This is a genomic window from Acinetobacter sp. CAU_H_78, from assembly GCF_058599365.1.
In genome coordinates this window covers 47,269-70,907 of record NZ_CM178652.1, presented here as the reverse complement: position 1 = coordinate 70,907, position 23,639 = coordinate 47,269, and the positions used below count along the sequence as shown (strand labels likewise).

Sequence of the window (23,639 nt, the reverse complement as noted above, 5' to 3'; positions counted from 1 at the left end):
ATGTCCAATAATACCATTCACGCTTATGCCGCAATGTCTGCCGGCGCCGCTCTGGAACCTTATCAATTTGATGCGGGTGAACTTCAGCCGCATCAGGTTGAAGTGAAAGTTGAATACTGCGGTCTATGCCATTCTGATATTTCAGTACTCAATAATGACTGGGGATCTTCGGTCTATCCTGTGGTGGCCGGACATGAAGTCATTGGCACCATTACGCAACTGGGTTCTGAAGCCAAAGGTCTAAAAGTAGGTCAACGTGTCGGTATTGGCTGGACTGCGGAAAGCTGCCAACATTGCGATCCTTGTATTTCAGGCCAGCAAGTATTGTGTACCGGTGGTCAGGTTGCAACCATCGTCGGTCATGCAGGCGGTTTTGCAGATAAAGTCCGTGCTGGCTGGCAATGGGCAATTCCCTTACCCGAAGATCTGGACCCGGAAAGTGCAGGTCCCCTGCTCTGTGGCGGGATTACTGTATTTGATCCGATTCTGAAACACCAGATTCAGGCCATTCATCACGTCGGTGTCATTGGTATTGGCGGTTTGGGACATATGGCGATCAAGCTGCTGAAAGCATGGGGTTGTGAAATTACCGCCTTTACTTCAAATCTGGATAAAACCGATGAGCTGAAAGCTATGGGTGCAGACCACGTAGTGAATAGTCGCGACCCAGCAGCGCTTAAACCGCTCCGTGGTAAATTTGATCTATTAATGAGTACTGTGAATGTCACACTAGACTGGCAGGCTTATTTATCAACTTTAGCGCCAAATGGCACTGTACATATGCTGGGCTTACCACTGGAACCCATGCAAATTTCTGCAGGTTCACTGATTGGCGGTGCTAAATCAGTGACTGGCTCGCCAACAGGTTCACCAGCAGCTTTACGTCAGTTATTAAAATTTGCGGCACGTAAAAATATTGCGCCACAAATTGAGTTATTCCCAATGTCGGAAATTAATGCTGCGATTGAACGTCTGCACTCAGGCAAAGCCCGTTACCGGATTGTACTAAAAGCCGATTTCTAATTTGTACTAATTATCAGTAAATCTAGATCTGCCCTAGCCTCATGTTAGGGCAGATTTTTTTTATGACTATATTTATAGATACTTAGCCAGCTTCTGAGCCAGAAATTCAATAAATAGATGTACTCGTTTAGGCAGATGCTCCTGACGGTAATAGACTGCATGAATTTTTTGATAATGCAGCTCAATCTGGTCTTCAAATAGCGCCTCTAAACGACCCGCCTGTAAATCGTCCTCGACCAGAAAGCGTGACAGACAAGTAATACCCACCCCATATAAAGCCAATTGACGAACCGTTTCCCCATTAGGTGCCCTAATCTTTGGCTTCACAGTGATAGGTTCGCCATCTAACCGAATCGGCCAGGTATTCAAATGCGTAGGCTGACTAAATCCCAGCAAAGTGTGCTCCGATAAATCCGCCACTGATTGCGGTTTGCCTTTTTGCTGTAAATATTCAGGGCTGGCCACAATATACAAACGGCTGCGGCATAATAATCTGGCATGCAGGCTGGAATCATGCAGTTCTCCAAAGCGGATCGCGACATCGGTTTTATGTTCCAGCAGATCAATCACCTGATCATGATTATTCAGTTCAATTTCAATCTGGGGATAGCGCTGCATAAACTCCTGAATTAGCGGCACGATTACATGCAGTACAAAAGGTGTAGCTGAATCAACCCGAATCAATCCTGACGTATCACTATCTGATTTCAGCAAAGCATCCTCAGCTTCTGCCAAATCATTGAGAATTTTGCGCGCCTTTTCTAGAAATAGCTGGCCCTCTTGAGTCAGTTTGAGTTTACGTGTGGTTCTTTCTAAAAGAGTCACATTTAATTTATTTTCCAGACGTTGCAGCGCCCGACTGACACCCGAAGTGGTTTGCCCCAAACGTTCTGCCGCCATGACGATAGAACCACTATCCACAATAGTGACAAAAGCCTGTAATTCTTCAATCGTCGATTTCATTTGTCACTCTTTTATTGATTTTCAGTCAATAATATTTTGCAAATTCAGCTATTTTTTCGCAACAATAAAAAGCACAAAATACTCAGCATCGAAAATACTTAAAGATTAAAGCTATGAATATTGTTCCTCAATTTGGTATTGGTACCTTTCGCCTGTCTGGACAGACCGTCATTGATTCAGTCAAAACAGCATTGGAAGTCGGTTATCGCGCTGTAGATACGGCACAGATTTATGCCAATGAAGCGGAAGTGGGTCAGGCTATTGTAGAAAGCCAAGTTAATCGTAACGAGCTGTTCATTACCACCAAAATCTGGACAGATCATTACGCACCTGACAAACTGATTCCAAGCCTCAAAGAAAGCCTGCATAAACTGCGTACCGATGCAGTCAATCTGACGCTCATTCACTGGCCTGCTCCTCGCTTAGGCGTTCAAATTCCTGAGCTGATGCAGACTTTATTAGAAGCCAAACAGCAAGGTCTGACAGAGCATATCGGTGTGTCCAATTTCAATATTGAGCTGACCCAACAAGCCATTGATACGATTGGTCTGGAGCATATCGCCACTAACCAGATTGAACTCAGCCCTTATTTACAAAATCAGCGTCTGGTCAATTTCCTACAATCTCAGAAGATTGATGTCACCTCTTATATGACACTGGCCTATGGCAAAGTGCTAAATGATCCTGTCCTGCAAGGAATTGCTGCCCAACATCAGGCTTCGACTGCACAAATTGCACTGGCTTGGGCCTTACAAAAAGGCTTTGCGGTGATTCCATCTTCAACCAAACGTGAACATCTGCTTGCCAATCTGGCAGCGCAGGAGATACAGCTGACCCAGGAAGAAATGGCTTTGATCAGCACCTTGGAGCGCAATGGCCGTGAGGTTGATCCGGACCAGCTTGCGCCTATCTGGGATTAAACAGAAACCATGAAAATTAATTTTCCTTTGCTTGCACTGGCAGTTGGTGCCTTTGCAATTGGTACCACTGAATTTTCTCCAATGGGTTTTTTGCCGGAAATCGCCCGTGATCTGGAGATTTCGATTCCTCGTGCCGGGATGCTGATCAGTGCCTATGCCTTAGGGGTAATGCTAGGTGCACCGCTAATGACCCTGTGGTTAAGCCGTTATTCCAAACGTAAATCTCTCATTTTACTGATGGCGATTTTTACGACTGGCAATATTCTGGCGACATTAGCGCCTAATTATCTGGGGCTGATGGGAGCACGCATCATCACCAGCCTGAACCATGGTGCTTTCTTCGGAATTGGTTCGGTTGTCGCGGCCAGTGTCGTTCCGAAAGATAAACAGGCCAGCGCCGTAGCCATGATGTTTATGGGCCTGACCATTGCCAATATTGGCGGGGTACCACTGGCAACCTGGATAGGACAACATATCGGCTGGCGTACGGCTTTTCTGGGTATTTCCCTGCTTGGTTTGCTGACCATGTTCTCCCTATGGAAAGCCTTGCCTGAAGGTCAAAGCAGCCAAAAACCGGATGTAAGGCAGGAGCTGCAAGTCCTGACCCGTTTACCAGTGGTGTTAGCTTTATTGACCACCGTGATGAGCGCGGGTGCCATGTTTGCTCTCTATACTTATATTGCGCCAAGTCTGCAAAGCTTTACTCAGGCTTCCCCTGCATTGATTACTTTGATGCTGGTACTAATTGGAGTAGGTTTCTCGATTGGTAATCATCTGGGTGGCAAGTTTGCAGACCTATCCTTAGATAAAACCCTGATTGGCTTTTTAATCTTGCTCATGCTGATGATGCTGCTCTTCCCGATTCTGGCAAGCACGGCTCTTGGCGCAGGTCTGGCATTAATCATCTGGGGTGCTGCTGCCTTTGCCGTGGTCCCACCTTTACAGATGCGAGTCATGTCCGTGGCTTATGATGCGCCTGGACTGGCCTCTTCAGTAAATATTGGTGCTTTTAACCTCGGTAATGCTTTGGGGGCAATTGCGGGTGCCAGTGTGCTAAATCTAGGACTTAGCTATAGTGCGGTTTCATTTGCCGGTGCTAGTCTGAGTGCTGTTGCTTTGCTTCTGGTCGTGATTCAAATGAAACTGGCTCCACAGCAAGATATGACTACGCAGCAATGCTCTTAAAATTTCCTTCACAAAAAAGTCCGCCTGATGCGGACTTTTTTTATTGGCTATTTAGCGTAAAGCTTCAGGTAACACAGGCGTTGCCACAGGTTTAGCCAGTTCGGTTTTCATCTTTTGCAGCATCTGATAAGGCTGCTGCTGCACAAACATATTCACAAAGGTTAAAGGAATCGAACCTTCAGGATTGGCATAGCCATAAGTAGATACTTTGACCTTGTTATTGGCCAGTTTCTGGAAAGTCCAGTCTCCCTGATAATCAGTCAAACGTACATAATTCGGATTTAGGGCATAACCGGTCTGAATCGCTTTATTTTTGATCGTAATCTGTCCTTTGGCATCCTTGATCATTTTGCCTTGCACAATCAGATCACGGTCTTTTAAAGGGAATGGAAAATCCAGCACCATATACAGGGTAAAATCGCCTTTTTTATCATCACGGGATAGCACCTTGATACTGCCCATATAAGGCACCCATTTCACTGCATGATCAACATCCAGGATTAAAGAGACGGCATTCTCAATCGGAACATTGTAGGTGGTTTCGGCTTTATAGAGAAAAACAGGATTACGCTCATCCTGATAGGTCCAGACTTTAATATTATTTTTATTAATGCTGAGCTTGGCATTCTGCACAGAGGTCGACTGTGCTGTAGCGGCAAAGGCTACAGCACACGCCATTAATATTAATTTCTTCATTCCATTGTCATCTTATTTTAGTTTTAAGTTATTTTTATATAGGATTTTGACGAAAATTTATACTTGAATATCGTTAAAACCAAGTACGTCCTTCATGTCATATTTACGCGCATCACGACCAACGACCCAAGCTGCGGCACGTACGGCACCCGCTGCAAAGTTCATACGATTGGTGGCTTTATGCGTAATTTCAACACGCTCGCCTTCGCCAATAAACATTGCAGTATGTTCACCGACGATATCACCGCCACGAATGGTCTGAAAACCAATGCTTTTACGTTCACGAGGACCCGTATGCCCTTCACGATGATATACCGCATCTTTTTTCAGATCACGACCCAGTGCTCCAGCAATCGCCTCACCCATCATAAGAGCTGTACCTGATGGCGCATCTACCTTATGACGGTGATGCGCTTCGATCACTTCAATATCGACCGTATCACCAAAGACTTTAGAGGCAAGTTCTAACAGTTTGATCGAAACGTTCACACCAACTGAATAGTTCGCTGCATAGACCACTGGTGTTTCTTTTGCAGATTCATCCAGATAAGCCTTTTGTTCGTCATTCATACCAGTAGTACCAATCACGATCGCAACGCCATTTTCACGGCAGATTTTAAGATGATTCACCGTCGCAGCAGGTGCTGTAAAGTCGATCACCACGTCACAGTCTTTGACCACTTCTTCAAGATGGCCGACAACCTTTACACCCAAGTTCCCTACGCCAGCCAGTTCACCGGCATCTGCACCAATGAGTGAGCTTTCAGGGCGCTCAACAGCTGCTGCCAATTGGTAACCGGCTTCTTTCACCGCCTGAATAAGGATGCGTCCCATACGGCCGCCTGCACCTAAAATCCCAATGCGTGGTGTCGCTGACATAACATAGTCCTGATGTTGATTCGAAATTGCTCTTACTATAGCAAAACTCGCTCATAACACTAAGATTGATCGCATAAAAATCAATGAAAAGAATTAAAGAAGGTCATGAGGGATTTTGATATGCAGTCCATATAAACAATATTTTATGGACGAGTAAAAAGAAAAATAATTCTGTTAGAGGAATAATGATTAAATGCTTAGTCAGAGATAAACTTATTTAAAGAAAATTCTAGTTAATAAGAATTAATTTTTAATTATAAATAATTGAATTTAATAAGATAAAAAATATTTATCCATAATAAGTATGATCTTGATTTTTCATATTTAGATCATTTGCATTTAAGGGAAATATATTGCAACTCCAGTTTGACCGCCTCAGCAATATAAGTACCACTGATATTATTGAACTAAATACCCATCATCGCGTACTGAAGCATATGCCCTTAGCGCATGGCATTATTTTCGATGAAGCACGATTTATTGCTTGGGTAAATGGAAAGGTAAATCCATACTTTCTTAAATTTAGGAATGTTTAAGGATTAAGCATCAAGTAGTTGACCAACTTCCAAGCTGGTATATCCACGTTCTTTAAAGATCAAAATAATCGCTTTTTTATAATCTTCACAAATAGATGTTTTATATTTAGTGATGAGTTGAATCTCGGAATTCAGCTCCAAGTCATTTTTTAAGGTCAAAACTTCTGTAGAGATCTTATTAAAAATCTTTAAATTAAACATATAGGCACCTGTTATCAATTGTAGCGGCCCGACTACAACAAATACCTGCCTTAGCTCAGCTAGACACCCTTGGTTGCAAGGATTACAAATTAGAAAAAGTTCTGCAAGTTTTGAGGAATTGACAGATTAAATAACCTTCTAAATCCTGCCTATTTAGCAAGATTGTCAGCCTAAAAATTAATTTTATATATCAAATTCTTAATAAGAGCATGATTGCTAAAAATTTAATAGGAACCAGTTTTTGTAACAATTCTTTTAATATTTCAGATTATTCATAATATTTTATTGGTTAAATGAATGGAGAAATCATTAATTCAGGATTTTCATATCCTGGTGATGAGGTCTTAAAAGACAAAGTATTTTTTCTATCTGGCAAAGGTAAAACCAGACTCTTTGTACGCTTTGGCTCACATCAATCTCGGCCTTTTGCTGCTACCCAGAATACTGGAAGTTTCCTATGATGAATTCATCAGGAACAGGAAGTTCCAAACAAGAATAACAATAGATCAGCACAAGGACAGTAAGGTACGACAGGAGTTATACCGAGCGAACCCATACGAAAAACCCCGGCAGGATGCTGGGGTTTTTCTTTTAGAATTTAAATTAAATTTCATCCTTTAAATGTGCAAATATGTGATATACATCACATTAAAAAACCCATTTTCTTATATTTTTTGCCACTAGCTCAATTTTATGAGATTAATGATTAATCTTATATTTCAATTATTTAAATAACATCAAATTACATTAGTAAACATAAGTACACACAAAAAAACATCAATACCTACATTTTATGTCAACATTTTTGCCAAGTGTACTGAGTAGTACACTATTTTTAATACAAGGAAATTCATATGAAATTAGTTCAATTAACTTTTGCCGGGGTAGCGTTAATTGCTGCATCACAAACTTTTGCTGCTGAAGAAGTAGCACAAACAGCTCCTGCTGCAACTGAAACAGCTGCATCTGAAGTTCAAGCTGCTGAAGCACCTGCAAGCGAAGCTCCAGCATCAGAAGCTCAAGCAACTGAAGCGCAATAATATGACAGGATTTATATTTCTCTGCGTGAGGGGTATAAATCCTTCTTAAAAAGCCAATATCATTAAAAGAATAATTTTCTCATTATTTTTATCTAATAATTAACTTATACATCTTTTCCGAATTTAAGCTATAAAAAAGGACGCCTGAGCCACTGCTGTCCCATAGTTTACTTTAAATAAAAAAACCTGAGTCCTAACAGTTAAAATATGAGTGCAAACAAACACTTTAACGACCAGGATTCAGGTTTTGTCACATCAGAATACCGTATTTCATGAGCTAATTAAACCTGTTGTGCGACAGGATTTTGAACAACTTGCTAAAGTACACCATGTTGGACAGAAATTTAGAGCAGCTTCCCGGTGGGATCAGTTTATTGCCATATTGATGTCTCAATTCTCTTGTAGGCAAAGTCTGAGAGATATTCAATCCAATTTGGAGTGCCAACAGGAAAAGCTAAGTCATCTCGGAGCAAAGTCTATTCCCCGAAGCACGCTGGCACGAATCAATGAGCAGCAGCCTGCTGCCTTGTATCAACAGCTATTTTACAAGTTGCTTAAATACTATGAACACTCAAAAGTCGCTCATAAATTTCGCTTTAAGAATCCCTTGTATTCCTTGGATGCCAGTCATATTGACCTGTCGCTTTCCTTATGTGAATGGGCCAAAGTTCACGACTCAAAAGCCAGCATGAAACTCAGTATAGGATTGAATCACAGCAATGATATTCCTGAGTTTGTTGCAGTTGAAAATGGCAAAGAAAATGACATGGTACAAGGCCGCAAATTCCAGTTTCCTGCTGGCAGCATTGTAGTTTTTGATAAAGGCTATGTCGATTACCAATGGTATGCAAATCTGACTGCTCAAAACATTGGATTTGTCACACGTTTTAGGCCTAAATCTGTGTATCAGGTGATCCAGCAACATCCAGTGCTTGAATCCAAAGGTATTCTAAAAGATGAAACCATTCAGCTGAATAGCGCACATGCCCTAAAAAGAAAAGCCCCAGTGTTAAGAAGAATTGAATATAGAGATCAGCAAAGTGGCAAGCACTTTAACTTTCTCAGCAATAACTTTCATTTAGCCGCCTCCACCATTGCGGCGATTTATAAAGATCGTTGGAAAGTTGAGCTGTTCTTTAAGGCGATTAAGCAGAATCTCAAATTAAAAGCGTTTCTAGGCCGCAGCAGGAACGCAATTCAGACACAAATCTGGATTGCGATGATCGCCTATTTATTGGTGAGTTTCGCTCAACATTTAGGAAAAACAGGTTGGACAGTTCAACGTTTACTCAGAATAATTCAAGTGAATTTGTTTGAAAGAAGAACTTTAAAAGCTTTATTTTCACCCGATAAAATACCCATAAAACAAGAGGAAGCTCATTTGAGCTTCCTCTTGTGAAAAATTGTGGGACAGCAATGCGCCTGAGCGTCCTTTTTTATCTATCCAGATCAGTCAAACAACCGATCAAAGAAAGATTTTTTCTTTGGAGAAGACTGGCTGCCCTCATCTTCCATGGTCGCTTGCAACTCTTTCAACAGTTCACGTTGACGTGCAGTCAGGTTCACTGGTGTTTCTACAACAACACGGCAAAGCAGATCACCTTGCATGGTTGAACGTACTGGTTTCACGCCCTTACCACGTAGGCGGAACAGTTTACCGGTTTGCGTACCTTCAGGAATTTTCAGGCTGACACGACCATCTAATGTCGGAATCTGGACTTCTTTACCCAAAGCTGCATCCGCAATTGAAATCGGCACATCCATATACAGGTCCGCACCGTCACGTTGGAAGATTTCGTGTTCACGTACCACGACTTCAACGTATAAATCACCTGATTGGCCATCACGGATCGCTTCACCTTTACCAGTCAAACGTACGCGGTCGCCATTGTCCACACCGGCTGGAATAGTAACTTCCAGGGTTTGCTGACGGTCAGATACACCTGAACCATGACATTTATTACATGGGTTCTTGATGATCTTGCCTTGGCCACGACAGGTACTACAGGTTTGTTGTACCGAGAAGAAACCTTGCTGCATACGTACCTGGCCGGCACCATGACAGGTTGGACAGGTTTCAACATCATTCGGATTTTTAGAACCTCTACCATCACAGGCATCACATGGCGCTGGTGCAGTAAAAGTAATGGTTTTCTTAACGCCTTTCACTGCTTCTTCGAGCGTCAGTTCCATTACATAGCGTAAGTCTGAACCACGGCGTTGACGTTGCTGGCCACGGCCACCCCCACCAAAGGCTCCACCGAAAATATCCCCAAACTGGCTGAAAATATCTTCCGCACTGAAACCACCGAAGCCGCCAGCACCACCGCCCATACCACCTTCAAAGGCTTGATGGCCCATGCGATCGTACATGCTACGTTTTTCGCTGTCTGACAGAACTTCATACGCTTCTGAAGCTTCTTTAAACTTCTCTTCAGCTTCAGGATTGTCCGGGTTACGGTCTGGATGATATTTCATCGCCAACTTACGGTAGGCTTTTTTAATTTCATCATCACTAGCGGTTTTAGAAACGCCCAAAACCTCATAATAATCACGTTTAGCCATGTCTGGCGATGCTCCTCACGGAATTCTATTTAATATTGACTGTGGTCTAAAATTGGGGTTAAACCCAGCTTTACAAGGGGAATTCTGAAAAAAAATTGAAAGCTTAGAATACGGCTTTGTTTTGAGAAAATTTGAAGATGCCTTTGAACCAGGCATTAATGAGGAAAATAATGGCAATAAAGCTGAATACCACACCTGCGACTGTGCAGGCTTTCACCCAAAGTTGGCTATCCCAGGCAAAGAAAAATAATGGAATAAACCAGAGCGCAGCAAAAATCGCGAGTACTGAATAAATCACAATATTGCGCATGATCCAGAGTGCCTGTGCCTGTAACCAGACTTCGGCATAATCAATCTGGGTCACCTTACGTGCATACCAGTAAGCAAATACACCACTCACCACTGTAAACAAAGCAAAAAACATGAAGACATAAGCCATCGCCACGGAGCGTCGCATCTTGGTGAGTGTGTCTTGAGTCATGTTTAGTCAACCTTAGTGTGCGGCCCAGCACAAGCGAGTTCCGCAGCAGTATGTCTTTTTTGAATTATTAAAAAATCAGGTACTACTATATTGAAATTTTCAATATTTCGCACCTGAAATTATGACAAATTTAAACAGAATTTAAACTTTTTTTCACTTTAAACCATTGTGCATATAAGGCTGGCAGGAAAAACAGCGTTAATAGCGTCGCAACGATCAATCCGCCCATAATTGCAACCGCCATTGGCCCGAAAAAAATACTTCTAGATAAAGGAATCATGGCCAGAACGGCAGCCAGTGCAGTCAGAACAATCGGACGGCAACGGCGCACTGTGGCATTGATAATTGCATTCCATTGCGATTCACCTGCCTGAATATCCTGTTCAATCTGGTCAATGAGAATCAACGAGTTACGCATGATCATGCCTGACAAAGCAATCGTGCCTAGCATAGCCACAAAGCCAAAAGGTTTATTGAAAATTAACAGGAATAAGACCACGCCAATAATGCCCAATGGCGCCGTCAGGAAGACAATAAAGGCACGTGAAATACTTCTAAGCTGGATCATCAGCAAAGTCATCACCACTGCCAGGAACAATGGCATACCTGCATTTACTGAATTCTGCCCACGTGCAGATTCTTCGACTGTCCCGCCTACTTCAATCAGATAGCCACTTGGCATTTCTGATCTGAGCTGCTCAAGTTGATCTTTCAGCTCGTTGACCACGGTTGCCGGTTGCAGTTGCGTCCGGATATCAGCCCGTACAGTAATAGTCGGCAAACGATTCCGATGCCAGATCAGGCCTTCTTCAAAGCTATATTCGATCTTGGCAATCTGGGCCAAAGGAACTGAACTCCCATTTGTAGTTGGTACGGCCAAGCTACTCAGTGAACCGACATCGACACGTTCAGCCTGATCACCCCGTAAACGGATTTCAATCAGCTCACGTTTCTCACGGTATTGATCAATCGCAGTTCCAGAAATCGAGCTATTCAGGAAATTGGCCAAATCGCTACTGCTCACGCCAAGCTGACGGGCACGGTCCTGATCGATATCCAGTTTAATCACTTTACTTGGCTCGCCCCAGTCCAGATGCACATTGGTGGTATTTGGATTGTCTCCGACCGTTGCTGCAACTTTCTGTGCCCATTGACGGACTAATCCCAGGTCTTCACCCGATACACGGAACTGTAATGGATAGCCAACGGGTGGGCCATTTTCCAGTAGAGATACCCGGGTACGGGCTTCTGGTAACAGCACCCGAATCTGGTCACTTAAGGATTTACGGATTTCATTGCGGTCTTCAAGTGATGAAGCCAAGACCACAAACTGGGCAAAGCTGGCTTGCGGCAATTGCTGATCTAGAGGTAAATAAAAACGCGGTGAGCCGGTACCGACATAGACCACATAGTTATCAATCCCCTCCTGTTTGGACAGGAAGTTTTCAACTTTTTTCACTGCCGCTTCAGTCGCTTTTAATGAAGCGCCCTCTTCCAGTTTCAGATCCACCAGAATTTCGGCACGGTTCGATGGCGGGAAGAATTGTTTGGGCACCAGATTAAACATCAAAATGGATAGCACAAAAATCCCGACAGTCGCCGCGATGACCGTTTTACGGTAGGTGACACAGATATTTACCCAGCGACGAAAGCCCTGATAAAACTTAGTCTGATAAGGATCATGATGTTCACCGGCATGATGTACCAGCGGCTCCGGTTCAGGGCGTTTGCGTAAACGCGCCCAGAGACGTTGATACCATGGCGCTCTCTGCACCAGATCCTTATTGAAATCTGGCAGGAGTTTATCACCCAGATAAGGGACAAACAGAACTGCGGCAATCCAGGATACTAATAGTGCCAGCGTCACCACCTGGAAAATCGAGCGGGTATATTCCCCGGTACTGGATGCTGCTGTCGCAATCGGTAGGAAACCAGCAGCAGTAATCAGGGTTCCGGTCAGCATTGGAAATGCTGTGGTTCGCCAGGCATGACCGGCCGCCTGTAAGCGGCTAAAGCCCTGCTCCATTTTGATTGCCATCATTTCAATGGCAATAATCGCGTCATCCACCAGAAGGCCAAGTGCCAGAATCAGGGCACCCAGAGAAATCTTATGCAGACCAACATCAAACAGCTGCATCCCGGCAAAGGTCATTGCCAGTACCAGCGGAATCGAAAAAGCCACCACTAGACCGGTACGGAACCCGAGTGAGAAAAAACTCACTAAGAGAACAATAATCACGGCCTCGGCCAAAACTTTCATAAATTCATTAATACTGCGTTTCACCGCTACTGGTTGATCTGAGACTTTTTGCAGATCCATCCCCAGAGGCAAAGTTTTCTGCAACCGGGCAAATTCCTGTTCCAGATTTTTACCCAAGGCAATAATGTCACCCCCTTTACGCATCGATACGGCAATGCCGATGCCATTTTCGCCCATAAAGCGCATACGCGGTTGTGCCGGATCGGTAAAGCCGCGATAAACTTCAGCTATATCGCCGAGCTGGATGGTCTTGCCATTTACCAGTAAAGGTAGCTGCTGCAGTTCTTCGACATTATTCAGCGCCCCACTGACCCGCACCTGAATCCGGTCAGAACCGGTTTCAAAAAAGCCCGCCTGAGTCATGGCATTTTGCTGCTGCAGTGCCTGCTGAATGGCAGTCACCGGAATACCGAGCTGGGTAGCTTTGGTGTTGGAGATTTCGATCCAGATTTTCTGGTCCTGCAGGCCGATCAGTTCAACTTTGGCAACATCCTTGACCCGTTGCAACTGTAACTGTAAACGGTCTGCATATTCTTTAAGCGTCGCATAATCGAAGTCATTGCCTTTAATAACATAGATGTTGCCAAAGGTATCGCCAAATTCATCATTAAAAAATGGACCTTGTACGCCTTGCGGTAATTCATGCCGAATATCATTGATTTTCTTACGGACGTTATACCAGACATCTGCGACATCCTTGGAAGCCAAAGAATCCTTGGCAATAAAAGTCACCATGGATTCTCCCGGACGGGAATAGGCCATGATCCGGTCATACTGTCCGGTAGTCATCAACTCTTTTTCAATCCGGTCGGTGACCTGTAAGGACACTTCTTTAGCACTGGCACCCGGCCAGTAGGTCTGGATTACCATCACCTTAAAGGTAAACGGCGGATCCTCACTTTGTGACAGTTTGGAATAGGATACGATGCCCACCAAACCGAGCAGGATCATGAAATACAGTACCAGACCTTTATTCTTTAAGGCCCATTCAGACAGGTTAAAGTTCATATTTAACTCCCTGCCTGAATTTTCACACTACGGTTTTCACGGTCAATCGGATTGATTTTTTGCTGGTCACGCAGCAGATGCACTCCACCAATCACCACATAATCATCAGCCTTTAAACCACTGAAGACTGGCACAGAATCACGGCCATAAGCACCCAGCTGCACCGGCACTTTGCGAATAGTATGATCCGGCTTGACTACTATCACATAGGCCTGCTGATCAGTCGCTGAAACGCTGGATAAAGGAACGCTAAGGACATTGTCCTGACTGTTCTGGAAGAACACCCGGGCACTCTGACCGAGCTGAATCTGGCTATTACCTTCGCGTAAAGCCACTTTCACCCGGAAGGTACGCGATTGATCTGCTGCTGGTGAAATCTCACGAACAAAGGCAGCAAATTTTTCATTCGGTTTGGACCATAACGTCACCCAGGCCGGCTGACCGGTTTTAATTTCGGAAATCGCCTGTTCAGGAACCCCAATTACGACTTCACGCTCACCGGCAATCGCCAGTTCAAAGGCAGCCTGCCCTGCTGCAACGACCTGACCAATTTCGATATTGCGTGCAGTAATTACCCCATTTTTATTGGCAATGAGCTGGTTATAAGCGGTCTGGTTTTTGGCCGTATCATAATTGGACTGAGCCTGTTTCAGATTTGACGCAGCTGCCTTATATTGATTTTCAACCGCATCATATTGCGAGCGGCTCACAGCATTGGTCGGTAACAGCTGCTTGAAACGCTGTAATTCATCCTGAGCAATTTTACTGGCCGATTGAGCACTTTCTAGCTGGGCACGTGCTGCATTTAATTGAAGTTGAGCATCTTTCACATCTAGGGTCGCCAAGACTTGCCCGACTTTTACCTGATCACCCACATCGACAAAACGCTGGGTGACTTGTCCGCCTACCCGGAATGCCAGTGCCGTTTGCTGACGTGCCTGGACATCACCGGCATAGCTTTTCAATTCCTGATGTGAAGTTTTCGGTGTGGTCACCATGACAAATGGAACTTCCTGTTCTGCTGCAGCGCTGTCCTTGCTACATCCTGAGAAAGCCATACTGCATAGGACGATCATGCCAGCCAGTGCGCTCTGTATCGTGCTCATTATTGTTCGCTCTTATCTAATCATCATTTTTAGGGCAAAATAGGTAGATATATAAATTGCTTATTTTTTAATTAATATACCACTCGGTACACTAATTAGGATTCTGCAGTTAAAACAATGACCATATTGAATTTTTTTGGATGAAATTGTGCAAATACCGGTTGGACGGCCCAAGGATCTGGAAAAACGCCAGCGTATTCTGAACGCAGCTAAACAGCTGTTTTTACAGCATGGTTATCATGGTTCCAGCATGAACCAGATTGCGCTGGAAGCCAGTGTGACCAAACTCACTGTCTATAATCATTTTCAGGATAAGGCCACGCTGTTTAGCTGTGCGGTTGAAGAAACCTGTGAGGCAATTCTGCAGGAATCTCCTAAAGTTCTACAGCCTGATAGTGATTTTCAGCAGGAGCTATATCAGATCTGTCTGCGCTCATTCAATATTGCCAATCTGCCGGAAGCTCTCAAACTGGACCTGCTCATCATGCAACTGGCCTATGAAAAAAATCCGTTGGCGGAACGTTTTTATACGGCCTCACATATCAAGCTGAATCAGGCCTGGCATGATTTCTTTGAGCAGGCGCAGCAACATCAATTTATCCAGACTGATGATCCGCAGCATCAGACCGAACTGATGGTGTCCTTACTGCTAGGTATGCGACATCACAAAGTCTTACTGGGCTTAAGTCCGCTACCCGACATGCAACAACGCCATCAGATCATTCAGCAGGCCATCGAGATCTTTATGCTGAAATATGCAATTTCCCGTTAAATTTCTTCTATCTGGCCGGATCCTTGCAACAGCGTAAAGACTAAAATTCATTCAATTATCAACAAATGATATTCAACTTTTGTCTGCAAAAGACTTGGATTGTCATGCAGTCGGGGTATAGTCAAAGGAAGAATCGGAGGGATATAAAAAATGGTTCAACAGATTGATGCACCTCTACGCGAAGACGTACGTTTACTGGGTAATTTGCTGGGAGAAACCCTGAAGTTACATGCGGGGCAAGATTTGTTTAATCAGGTCGAGCAAATTCGGGCCTTATCGAAAGGTGCTCGCGATGGACAGGTTGAAGCAGAAAAACAGCTGGAACAATTATTCCTGACTTTAGAAGATCATGAAATCCTGCCATTGACCCGTGCCTTCACCCATTTCTTAAACTTTGCCAATATTGCCGAACAGTACCATGTGGTACGTCGTCGCCGTCAAAGCGAATTTGAGGAAAGCACAGAATCTCCAAATCCTCTGATGCCTTTATTTGAAAAATTCAAACAGCAAGAAATTTCTGCAGAAACCTTATATCAGCAAATTTGTGAATTAAAGATTGAACTGGTGCTGACCGCACATCCAACAGAAGTCAGCCGACGCACCCTGATCCAGAAATATGATGGTATCAATAATGCCCTGTCCAAATTTGACCAGCAGAAACTGACCCCGCGTGAACGTCAGGCGGTCTTGGCTGACTTAAAACAGCTGATCAGTTCTGCCTGGCAAACGGACGAAATCCGTCAACATCGCCCAACCCCGGTGGATGAAGCCAAATGGGGCTTTACGACAATCGAACAGACCCTCTGGAATGCGGTACCCAAATTCATTCGTGAACTGAACGGCATGGTTGAGGAACAATGTGGCCAGACTTTGCCGCTAGATGTTGCTCCGGTACGTTTCGCTTCCTGGATGGGTGGCGACAGGGATGGCAACCCGAATGTGACGCATAATGTGACTCAGGAAGTATTGTGGTTGTCACGCTGGAAAGCAGCTGATCTTTATCTGTGTGATATTGAAAACCTGCGCTGGGAACTTTCTATTCAGCAATGCAGCGATGAAATTACACAGGCGTTAGGCCATCAACATCCTGAACCGTACCGTGAATATTTACGCGATATCCGTGAACGTCTAAAAATTACCCGGGCTTGGCTGGCTGAAAAACTGCATGGCAAAGATGCTGATGATAGTCGGGTCATTAAAAGTAAAGATGAGTTATTAAAACCTTTACTGACCTGCTATCACTCATTGATGGCGTGCAATCTGGCAGAACTTGCCAATAGCAGTCTGCTGGACCTGATTTACCGGGTGAACTGTTTCGGCATTGAACTTCTCAAACTGGATATTCGTCAGGAATCGGGTCGTCATCGTCAGGCCATTTCAGCCATTACTGAATATCTGGGTCTGGGTAATTTTGAAACCTGGACTGAACAGGCCCGTCAAAACTTCCTGTTGCAGGAACTGCAAAGCAAACGTCCTTTACTACCTAAGCACCTGAATGAACCAGCGGGTAGCCTGATTGAACATCCAGATGTACAAGAAGTGTTTATCACCATGCGCACATTGGCCGAACAGCCAAGTGAGTCTCTGGGTGCCTATATTATTTCCATGGCCGAATACCCAAGTGATGTGCTGGCCGTCTTGCTGCTGCAAAAAGAAGCCGGGATTAAACAGCCTTTACGGGTAGTACCTTTATTTGAAACCTTAAAAGATCTCGACGGTGCTGCTGACACCATGTCGACACTCTTTAATATGCACTGGTACAAACAGCATATTCAGGGCAAGCATGAAGTCATGATTGGTTATTCGGATTCGGCCAAAGATGCCGGCTTTATGTCAGCCAACTGGGCACAGTACCGTGCGCAGGAAGAACTGACCGCAGTCGCCAAACAGCATGGTATCCAGCTGACCCTGTTCCATGGTCGTGGCGGCTCGATCAGCCGTGGTGGTGCACCCACCCAGCAAGCCTTGTTCTCGCAACCGCCGGGTTCGATTTCAGGGGCCATTCGGGTGACTGAACAAGGTGAGATGATTCGCTTTAAATTTGGTCTGGAAGAAATCGCGCTACAAAATCTGGAAATTTATACTGCAGCGACTTTGGAAGCGACTTTATTACCGCCACCTGAACCGAAACCGGAATGGCGTGATCTGATGCATAAGATGACCGATCTGTCGGTACAGGTCTATCGTCAGACAGTACGTGAAAATCCGCATTTCGTGAAATACTTGCGTACCGTGACCCCAGAACTGGAATTACAAATGTTACCGCTGGGTTCTCGCCCTGCCAAACGTAAGGTCAGCGGTGGAATTGAATCCTTGCGCGCCATTCCCTGGGTCTTTGCCTGGACCCAGATCCGTCTGATGTTACCGGCTTGGCTGGGTACCGGTGCCGCATTAAATGAGGTACTGGATCAAGGGCAACGTACGATTCTAGATGAAATGCTAACTGAATGGCCGTATTTCCAGACCCTGATTGATATGTTGGAAATGGTGCTGTCCAAAGCAGACAGCAATGTCGCGCTCTATTACGAATCGCATCTGACTCAGGATGAAGACCTGAAAGAGCTTGGTACGGAATTGCGTCAACGTTTACAGGATGCAATCCAGACCCTACTCACTTTAAAAGGTGAGTCAAAACTGCTCAGCAGTAATGGCGTCTTGGACCAGTCCATGACGGTGCGTAAACCTTATCTGTTGCCGCTCCATTTACTACAAGCCGAACTGATGAAACGTCGTCGGTTATATCTGGAACAGCAGCAGGCTGAACACACTCCGGTCGATCATGCCCTGATGGTGAGTATTGCCGGCATTGCCGCCGGTTTACGAAATACCGGTTGATTTTTTCCCTTTCATTTAAAGCACATCTACACGATGTGCTTTTTTATTGATCAGTCAATAGCCAAAAAAAGCTTTATTTATATATCAAATTAAAATTACTTATAGAAGTTGAATATGAATTGTCCGGGAATTAATCCACTGATTTAACTTTAGTTTTGATTTAAAAAACTTTTACCGCACGGTAAAATCTCAAATAAAGTCATAGAATTAATTTGAACAAAAATTTTGTTTCAGTGATTAAATCTTCTAAAAAACAAGAGTATGATGTGCACAATTTATCTTTTGAGTGCTCATTTTATGTCCAATTGGTTTCCCAAGTGGCGCCCTTATGAGGGTAGTATCGATGCACGACCAGTAGGTACCGCAGAGTATTTACCGCCTGCCCAGACCCTGATCTTGGGGGTACAACATGCCTTTGCCATGTTCGGTGCGACGGTACTGGCGCCATTTCTAATGGGTTTTGATCCCAATCTGGCCATTTTAATGTCGGGGATCTGTACCATTCTGTTCTTTTTGATCACGGGTGGTCGTGTACCAAGTTATCTGGGTTCAAGCTTTGCGTTCATTGGGGTGGTGATTGCGGCAACCGGTTATGCAGGTGCTGGCGGACTGAATCCAAATATTGGTGTCGCCGCCGGCGGGATTATTGCCTGTGGTGTGCTTTATGCCTTGATGGGTGTTCTGGTGATGGCAACGGGAACCCGCTGGATTGAAAAATTGATGCCGCCTGTCGTGACCGGTGCGGTGGTAATGATTATTGGTCTGAACCTGGCCCCTGTGACCGTGAAAAACGTCATGGGCAATACCTTTAATATGTGGATGTCACTGGTGACCGTACTGTGTATGGGTTCCATTGCGGTGTTTACCAAAGGTCTGGTACAGCGTTTATTGCTCTTGATCGGTTTATTGCTGGCTTACTTCATTTACTACATTTTAAGTAATGTAATGGGCTATGGCACTGCGATTGATTTTGCGCCCATTCAGCAAGCGGGCTGGTTTGGTGTTCCGAGCTTCCATGCGCCTGTATTTGATACCAATGCCATGCTGATCATTGCGCCGATTGCCCTGATTCTGATTGCAGAAAACCTGGGACATATTAAAGCCGTGGGCGCCATGACCGGTGAAAATCTGGATCCGCATATTGGTAAAGCCTTTGTGGCGGACGGTATTGCAACTACCTTGGCAGGTGGTGTGGGCGCACCGGGTATGACCACCTATGGTGAGAACATCGGTGTGATGGCAGTTACCCGGGTTTACTCAACGATTATCTTTGCTGTTGCGGGTGTGTTTGCGGTATTCCTCGGTTTATCACCGAAGTTTGGTGCGATTATTCATACCATTCCAACGGCGATTTTAACCGGTGCTTCTATTGTGGTCTTTGGTTTGATTACTATTGCCGGTGCGAAAATCTGGATCGAAAATAAAGTCGATTTTTCACAGAACAAAAACCTGATGGTAGCAGCAGTGACCATTATTCTGGGTACGGGTGACTTTGCCCTGACCTTCGGTAACTTTAACCTAGGTGGAATTGGTACAGCGACCTTTGCTGCGTTATTCCTGAACTGGTTCTTTAGCCTGGTCGATAAAAAATAATTCGAAGACTTAAATTTTCAAGCAGCCGCCAGGCTGCTTTTTTTATATTGCAAGAATTGTTTAAATAGGCCTGATCTTTTATATGAGCATCCTGCCGATGCGTCTGGATTTTTTTGATTTACGTCTTTTTCTCAATATAGTCGACACAGGTAGTCTGACCAAAGGTGCTGAACGCTCTGCTATTTCCTTACAGGCAGCCAGTGAGCGGATTAAAAAGCTGGAACAGCAATATCAGGTCAGTCTGTTCAGCCGCCATTCTGGCGGGGTGAAAATGACTTTTGCGGGACAGGTCTTTGCTGAACATGCCCAAGCCCTGTTGCAACAGGGACAACAGTTGTCTCAAGCCATGGCCGGCTTTAGTGAAGGACTCCATTCCAATATCAGCTTATGGTGTAACTCTTCAGCACAAAGTGAGTACCTTCCCCTCTTATTGCCACAGTATCTGGTAAATAACCCAAATATCCAGATCGACCTCAAAGAAGCAGAGAGCAATGACATCATTGCGGCTTTGGCGAGTGGTACTGCCAAGCTAGGACTTATTTCCAGCTTTTTTCCTGCACCACAATTACAAACTCTGGAATTTTCAGATGATCCTTTGGTGCTGATCTGCCCTGAACAACATGATTTGGCAACGAATCAGGCATTAACATTAGCAGACTGTCTGAATTATCCCTTTGTTGGTTTGATGCAATATCACTCTTTGCAGCAATCCATCGAAACTCAGGCTCGCTTGCTGAACTGTGAAATTCAATACCGCTTACGCTTACCAAATTTTGCCGCCATTGCCCAGGTTGTGGCCAATGGTGTAGGTATCGCGATCATGCCAAAACGTGCTGCACAACGTTTGTCGAAGCTCTATGCATTTCAGCAAATCCAATTGACTGGAGATTGGGCCAACCGCAAGTTATTGTTAGCTGCAAAGAACTTTGATGAACTGAGCACGGCCTATCAGCACTTTAGTCAGTTCCTCATTTCTGCGGATGTACAAAAAATCCTGAATTAAATCCAGCCGAATTGATGCAGCATCATATAGCTGCCTAAGGCAATCAGGCCGATAAAAAATACTGTCCGGAATTTCTGTTCAGGGATACGGGAACGGATTTTTTTGCCGAACCACATCCCGATCAAGGCTGGAATCAGTGCAATCGCCGACATGGCATAATCAATCGGCATATCTTCCACCGGGTTTTGGTGCAGGAAAATTGCCAAACATACCGTCGAGGTAGTAAATACCAATCCTAAGGCCTGAACCAGATCATCACGTTTTAAATGCAGGGTTTGCAAATAAGGCACGACCGGAATTACCACTACCCCAGTTGCCACGGTCAAAGCACCCCCGAGATATCCCATAATCGGAGAAAGCCACTTTTCATGCTGGCTTAAATCTGGCATCCGTTTCGCCAATAAACCATATAGGCCATACAGGGCAAGCATCCCGCCCAGTAAGGCTTCACTATGAAATTCAGAATGACCCAAGGTCGGGAAAATACTCCAGACTGAACCCACGATAATGCCTGCCAGCAATAGCCAGAAACGGCGAATCAGTTTCAGCACATGACCTTCGGCAAAGAGTTGCCAGAAATTGGTCAGCATCGAAGGTACAATCAGTAAAGTTGCTGCCTGAAATGGACTCATAAATATGGTCAACAAACCCATGGACACCGCAGGCAGACCTAATCCAATGGTGCCTTTAATCAGGCCAGCCAGAGCAAAAATAGCAATAACAAAAGCAGTCATCTGATGACCCTAAATTAACTTAAGCCCATGCTATAGAAATCACGAATAGAGTAAAATCAGGGTTTTAAGAAGGAAGCCTCAAGTAAATATTGAGGCTTCAGATGGATGTGCCGAAACTCATCAGATTCATCAGCAAAAATCGGATATGAAAATTGTTTAAGGACGGAATTCTTTCAGTTCACGCTGAATGAAATACTGGAACATTTCCCGGTACAAATGTTCAATAAACGCCTGATCCACACCCTGCTGTTGTGCCAAGGCTTTGACATTTTCCACAATCTGCTCCACACGCTCCGGTGATTGCAGATCAGTTTCAGTTTTTTTAAAACGGGTGGTTTGATCAACATAAAATTGACGCGCAGCGATCAGCTCGACTAAAGCTGTATCAATGGCATCGATCTGTTGACGTGCATGTTGTAATGATCCAGCTTTGATTTTTTCCATGTTTATTCAGTCACTTTCAGTTTAGTTATCACTCTTATACTTTTCTTCTAACACATTACTGAAAATACTTTCAATCATCCAGACACGATATAAGCTATTAAATGTATAACTTTGCCCATCAATACGTAGTTCCAGCACTGGTAAATTCGGCTGGGACTTCATTTCACATAAGGTGTCATTTTCCTGCAACTTGGCCAGAACATCTTCCTGGGTCAGTTCAATAATATTCAGTTCCTGCTGCATACGCTTGAAATGCGCTGCATAAGACAGATCATAGCCACGGGTCCAGACCGCTTCCAGAATCTGGTACATGGCTTCAATCCGCTGCTCTTCCGGACAGCTATAAAACAATTGCGCCATCGGCATCACGGCCTGCTCGGTTGGCCGGCAGAATGGGGTAAATTTAACTTCAGTCCGCTTGGATAAGCGCGTCGCCAGACTCCAGTCAAACCAGTCCCGTCCCTGATAAGACAACGGATAGACATTCAACTGGATATTATAAAAATCAGCCAGCTCTTCCTTGATATAAGCCAGCAACAACCAGGAAATCGGATCTTCCAGAGCGATATACAGGTCTAGCTCCGGGTCCATGGACTGGATTTCATTCAGCTCTTCGGCATCACTGATCAGATGCTCGCGCCATTCAATATGATTGATCAGGAAAATCGGATTGCCGGTCAGTAATCTTTGCTGTTTTAGGCGACGGGTCAGACGTAACAAGTCATCTACCGCCTGATACTGACGTCCGCCAAACTGGAAATAACTGGCCAGAATCGGACTATGCTCAAAAATCCGTTCCGGAAAATTCTGCGGCGCATGATGACGGCTGGCCATCGCATATAAAGTGCGTAATTTTCCGTTCTGTTTTTGCCAGAGCATATGAAAGACATCTTCTAGCAAATACAGAAAATCCTGTCCGCGTAATGGCGTATTTCTCAGGATGGTTTCTGCCTGCTTTAAGGCTTCAGCTGTTGGTAATTCTGGGGTCTCATGAAAGCTGAAACGATGCTGTTTAGATAAAATTTTGGCATCATTCAGGCAATAGTGCTGCCATTCATCAAAAGACATCTGATTAGGCGGCTCAGCCCGCTGATCTGAAATAATGACTTTGAGTGGCTTCAGTTCCGGACTGAGAATTTCTTCCAGTTGCGGTAACTGTTGTACCGCCAGATAACTATAAACATCATCCAGTCTTAAATGGATGCTCAAGCCATCTTCAATAGATAACACCGTTTGACGAACTGGTTTCTGGTAAAACCAACTCGATCGGATTGGATCAAACCAACGGCGTAGCAGGGACATGAGAGGTGCCTCGAAAAGATTTTGTCATGCCAGCCCTTGCCAGCAGGATCGTTTTATTCAACATCCTATTATGAGGATGTTTATGACCTGATA

At 44.5% G+C, this 23,639-nt stretch carries 20 protein-coding genes; 9 read left to right on the top strand and 11 right to left on the bottom strand.

Features of this window, described 5'->3' with window-relative positions:
• A complete protein-coding gene (gene ahr / locus AC4MCD_RS00300) occupies window positions 1-1,023 on the top strand; it encodes an NADPH-dependent aldehyde reductase Ahr (RefSeq protein WP_491876345.1) in 1,023 nt (340 codons plus the stop codon).
• Between the two features lie 72 nt (window positions 1,024-1,095).
• Here ahr and AC4MCD_RS00295 read toward each other — a convergent pair whose 3' ends face one another.
• A complete protein-coding gene (locus AC4MCD_RS00295) occupies window positions 1,096-1,986 on the bottom strand; it encodes a LysR substrate-binding domain-containing protein (RefSeq protein ID WP_419365124.1) in 891 nt (296 codons plus the stop codon).
• A 113-nt stretch (window positions 1,987-2,099) separates the two neighbouring features.
• Between AC4MCD_RS00295 and dkgB the strand changes: the two genes are divergently transcribed.
• Window positions 2,100-2,906, top strand: a complete 807-nt coding sequence (dkgB, locus tag AC4MCD_RS00290; protein WP_491876344.1) for a 2,5-didehydrogluconate reductase DkgB — start codon at window positions 2,100-2,102, stop codon at window positions 2,904-2,906.
• A 9-nt stretch (window positions 2,907-2,915) separates the two neighbouring features.
• Window positions 2,916-4,091, top strand: a complete 1,176-nt coding sequence (locus AC4MCD_RS00285) for an MFS transporter (RefSeq protein ID WP_491876343.1) — start codon at window positions 2,916-2,918, stop codon at window positions 4,089-4,091.
• Between the two features lie 51 nt (window positions 4,092-4,142).
• On the opposite strand, the gene AC4MCD_RS00280 is transcribed toward AC4MCD_RS00285, so the two are convergent.
• The 3 genes from AC4MCD_RS00280 to AC4MCD_RS00270 all read right to left on the bottom strand — a co-directional run bounded on the left by AC4MCD_RS00280 (window position 4,143) and on the right by AC4MCD_RS00270 (window position 6,403).
• Window positions 4,143-4,787 (bottom strand): START domain-containing protein, encoded by a 645-nt coding sequence (locus AC4MCD_RS00280; RefSeq protein ID WP_491876342.1) that lies wholly within the window; start codon window positions 4,785-4,787, stop codon window positions 4,143-4,145.
• Window positions 4,788-4,844: 57 nt separating this feature from the next.
• Window positions 4,845-5,666: a 4-hydroxy-tetrahydrodipicolinate reductase gene (gene dapB / locus AC4MCD_RS00275; protein ID WP_180033589.1), complete on the bottom strand. Its 822-nt coding sequence runs from the start codon at window positions 5,664-5,666 to the stop codon at window positions 4,845-4,847.
• A gap of 539 nt (window positions 5,667-6,205) precedes the next feature.
• A complete protein-coding gene (locus tag AC4MCD_RS00270; protein WP_104426834.1) occupies window positions 6,206-6,403 on the bottom strand; it encodes a hypothetical protein in 198 nt (65 codons plus the stop codon).
• Window positions 6,404-7,257: 854 nt separating this feature from the next.
• Here AC4MCD_RS00270 and AC4MCD_RS00265 point away from each other — a divergent pair.
• Complete coding sequence (locus AC4MCD_RS00265) at window positions 7,258-7,443, top strand: hypothetical protein (RefSeq protein ID WP_004780424.1); 186 nt, start codon at window positions 7,258-7,260, stop codon at window positions 7,441-7,443.
• A 247-nt stretch (window positions 7,444-7,690) separates the two neighbouring features.
• Window positions 7,691-8,842: an IS4-like element ISAbe18 family transposase gene (locus tag AC4MCD_RS00260; RefSeq protein ID WP_491876341.1), complete on the top strand. Its 1,152-nt coding sequence runs from the start codon at window positions 7,691-7,693 to the stop codon at window positions 8,840-8,842.
• Window positions 8,843-8,892: 50 nt separating this feature from the next.
• On the opposite strand, the gene dnaJ is transcribed toward AC4MCD_RS00260, so the two are convergent.
• The 4 genes from dnaJ to AC4MCD_RS00240 all read right to left on the bottom strand — a co-directional run bounded on the left by dnaJ (window position 8,893) and on the right by AC4MCD_RS00240 (window position 14,863).
• Window positions 8,893-10,008 (bottom strand): molecular chaperone DnaJ, encoded by a 1,116-nt coding sequence (gene dnaJ / locus AC4MCD_RS00255; RefSeq protein WP_491876340.1) that lies wholly within the window; start codon window positions 10,006-10,008, stop codon window positions 8,893-8,895.
• 103 nt (window positions 10,009-10,111) lie between these two features.
• Window positions 10,112-10,489, bottom strand: coding sequence for a hypothetical protein (locus AC4MCD_RS00250; protein WP_341121036.1), 378 nt, complete (start codon window positions 10,487-10,489; stop codon window positions 10,112-10,114).
• 130 nt (window positions 10,490-10,619) lie between these two features.
• Entirely contained in the window at window positions 10,620-13,757 is a 3,138-nt protein-coding gene (locus AC4MCD_RS00245) for an efflux RND transporter permease subunit (protein ID WP_491876339.1), read from the bottom strand.
• Between the two features lie 2 nt (window positions 13,758-13,759).
• Window positions 13,760-14,863 carry an efflux RND transporter periplasmic adaptor subunit gene (locus AC4MCD_RS00240; RefSeq protein ID WP_491876338.1) on the bottom strand — a complete coding sequence of 368 codons (1,104 nt, stop codon included), beginning with the start codon at window positions 14,861-14,863 and terminating at the stop codon, window positions 13,760-13,762.
• Between the two features lie 148 nt (window positions 14,864-15,011).
• On the opposite strand from AC4MCD_RS00240, the gene AC4MCD_RS00235 reads away from it, so the two are divergent.
• From AC4MCD_RS00235 to AC4MCD_RS00220, 4 genes are all read left to right on the top strand, one after another.
• Complete coding sequence (locus AC4MCD_RS00235; RefSeq protein ID WP_419365137.1) at window positions 15,012-15,635, top strand: TetR/AcrR family transcriptional regulator; 624 nt, start codon at window positions 15,012-15,014, stop codon at window positions 15,633-15,635.
• 150 nt (window positions 15,636-15,785) lie between these two features.
• Complete coding sequence (ppc, locus tag AC4MCD_RS00230) at window positions 15,786-18,470, top strand: phosphoenolpyruvate carboxylase (RefSeq protein ID WP_491876337.1); 2,685 nt, start codon at window positions 15,786-15,788, stop codon at window positions 18,468-18,470.
• A gap of 297 nt (window positions 18,471-18,767) precedes the next feature.
• Complete coding sequence (locus AC4MCD_RS00225; RefSeq protein WP_005233183.1) at window positions 18,768-20,063, top strand: solute carrier family 23 protein; 1,296 nt, start codon at window positions 18,768-18,770, stop codon at window positions 20,061-20,063.
• A 97-nt stretch (window positions 20,064-20,160) separates the two neighbouring features.
• Window positions 20,161-21,066 carry a LysR family transcriptional regulator gene (locus tag AC4MCD_RS00220; protein ID WP_491876819.1) on the top strand — a complete coding sequence of 302 codons (906 nt, stop codon included), beginning with the start codon at window positions 20,161-20,163 and terminating at the stop codon, window positions 21,064-21,066.
• Here AC4MCD_RS00220 and AC4MCD_RS00215 read toward each other — a convergent pair.
• From AC4MCD_RS00215 to AC4MCD_RS00205, 3 genes are all read right to left on the bottom strand, one after another.
• On the bottom strand, window positions 21,063-21,800 hold the full coding sequence (locus AC4MCD_RS00215; RefSeq protein WP_180053063.1) for a sulfite exporter TauE/SafE family protein: 738 nt from the start codon (window positions 21,798-21,800) through the stop codon (window positions 21,063-21,065). The two genes, AC4MCD_RS00220 and AC4MCD_RS00215, sit on opposite strands and share 4 nt — an antisense overlap.
• 156 nt (window positions 21,801-21,956) lie before the next feature.
• Window positions 21,957-22,244 (bottom strand): chorismate mutase, encoded by a 288-nt coding sequence (locus tag AC4MCD_RS00210; RefSeq protein WP_491876336.1) that lies wholly within the window; start codon window positions 22,242-22,244, stop codon window positions 21,957-21,959.
• Window positions 22,245-22,265: 21 nt separating this feature from the next.
• Window positions 22,266-23,546 carry a hypothetical protein gene (locus AC4MCD_RS00205; protein ID WP_491876335.1) on the bottom strand — a complete coding sequence of 427 codons (1,281 nt, stop codon included), beginning with the start codon at window positions 23,544-23,546 and terminating at the stop codon, window positions 22,266-22,268.
• Window positions 23,547-23,639: the final 93 nt, after the last annotated feature.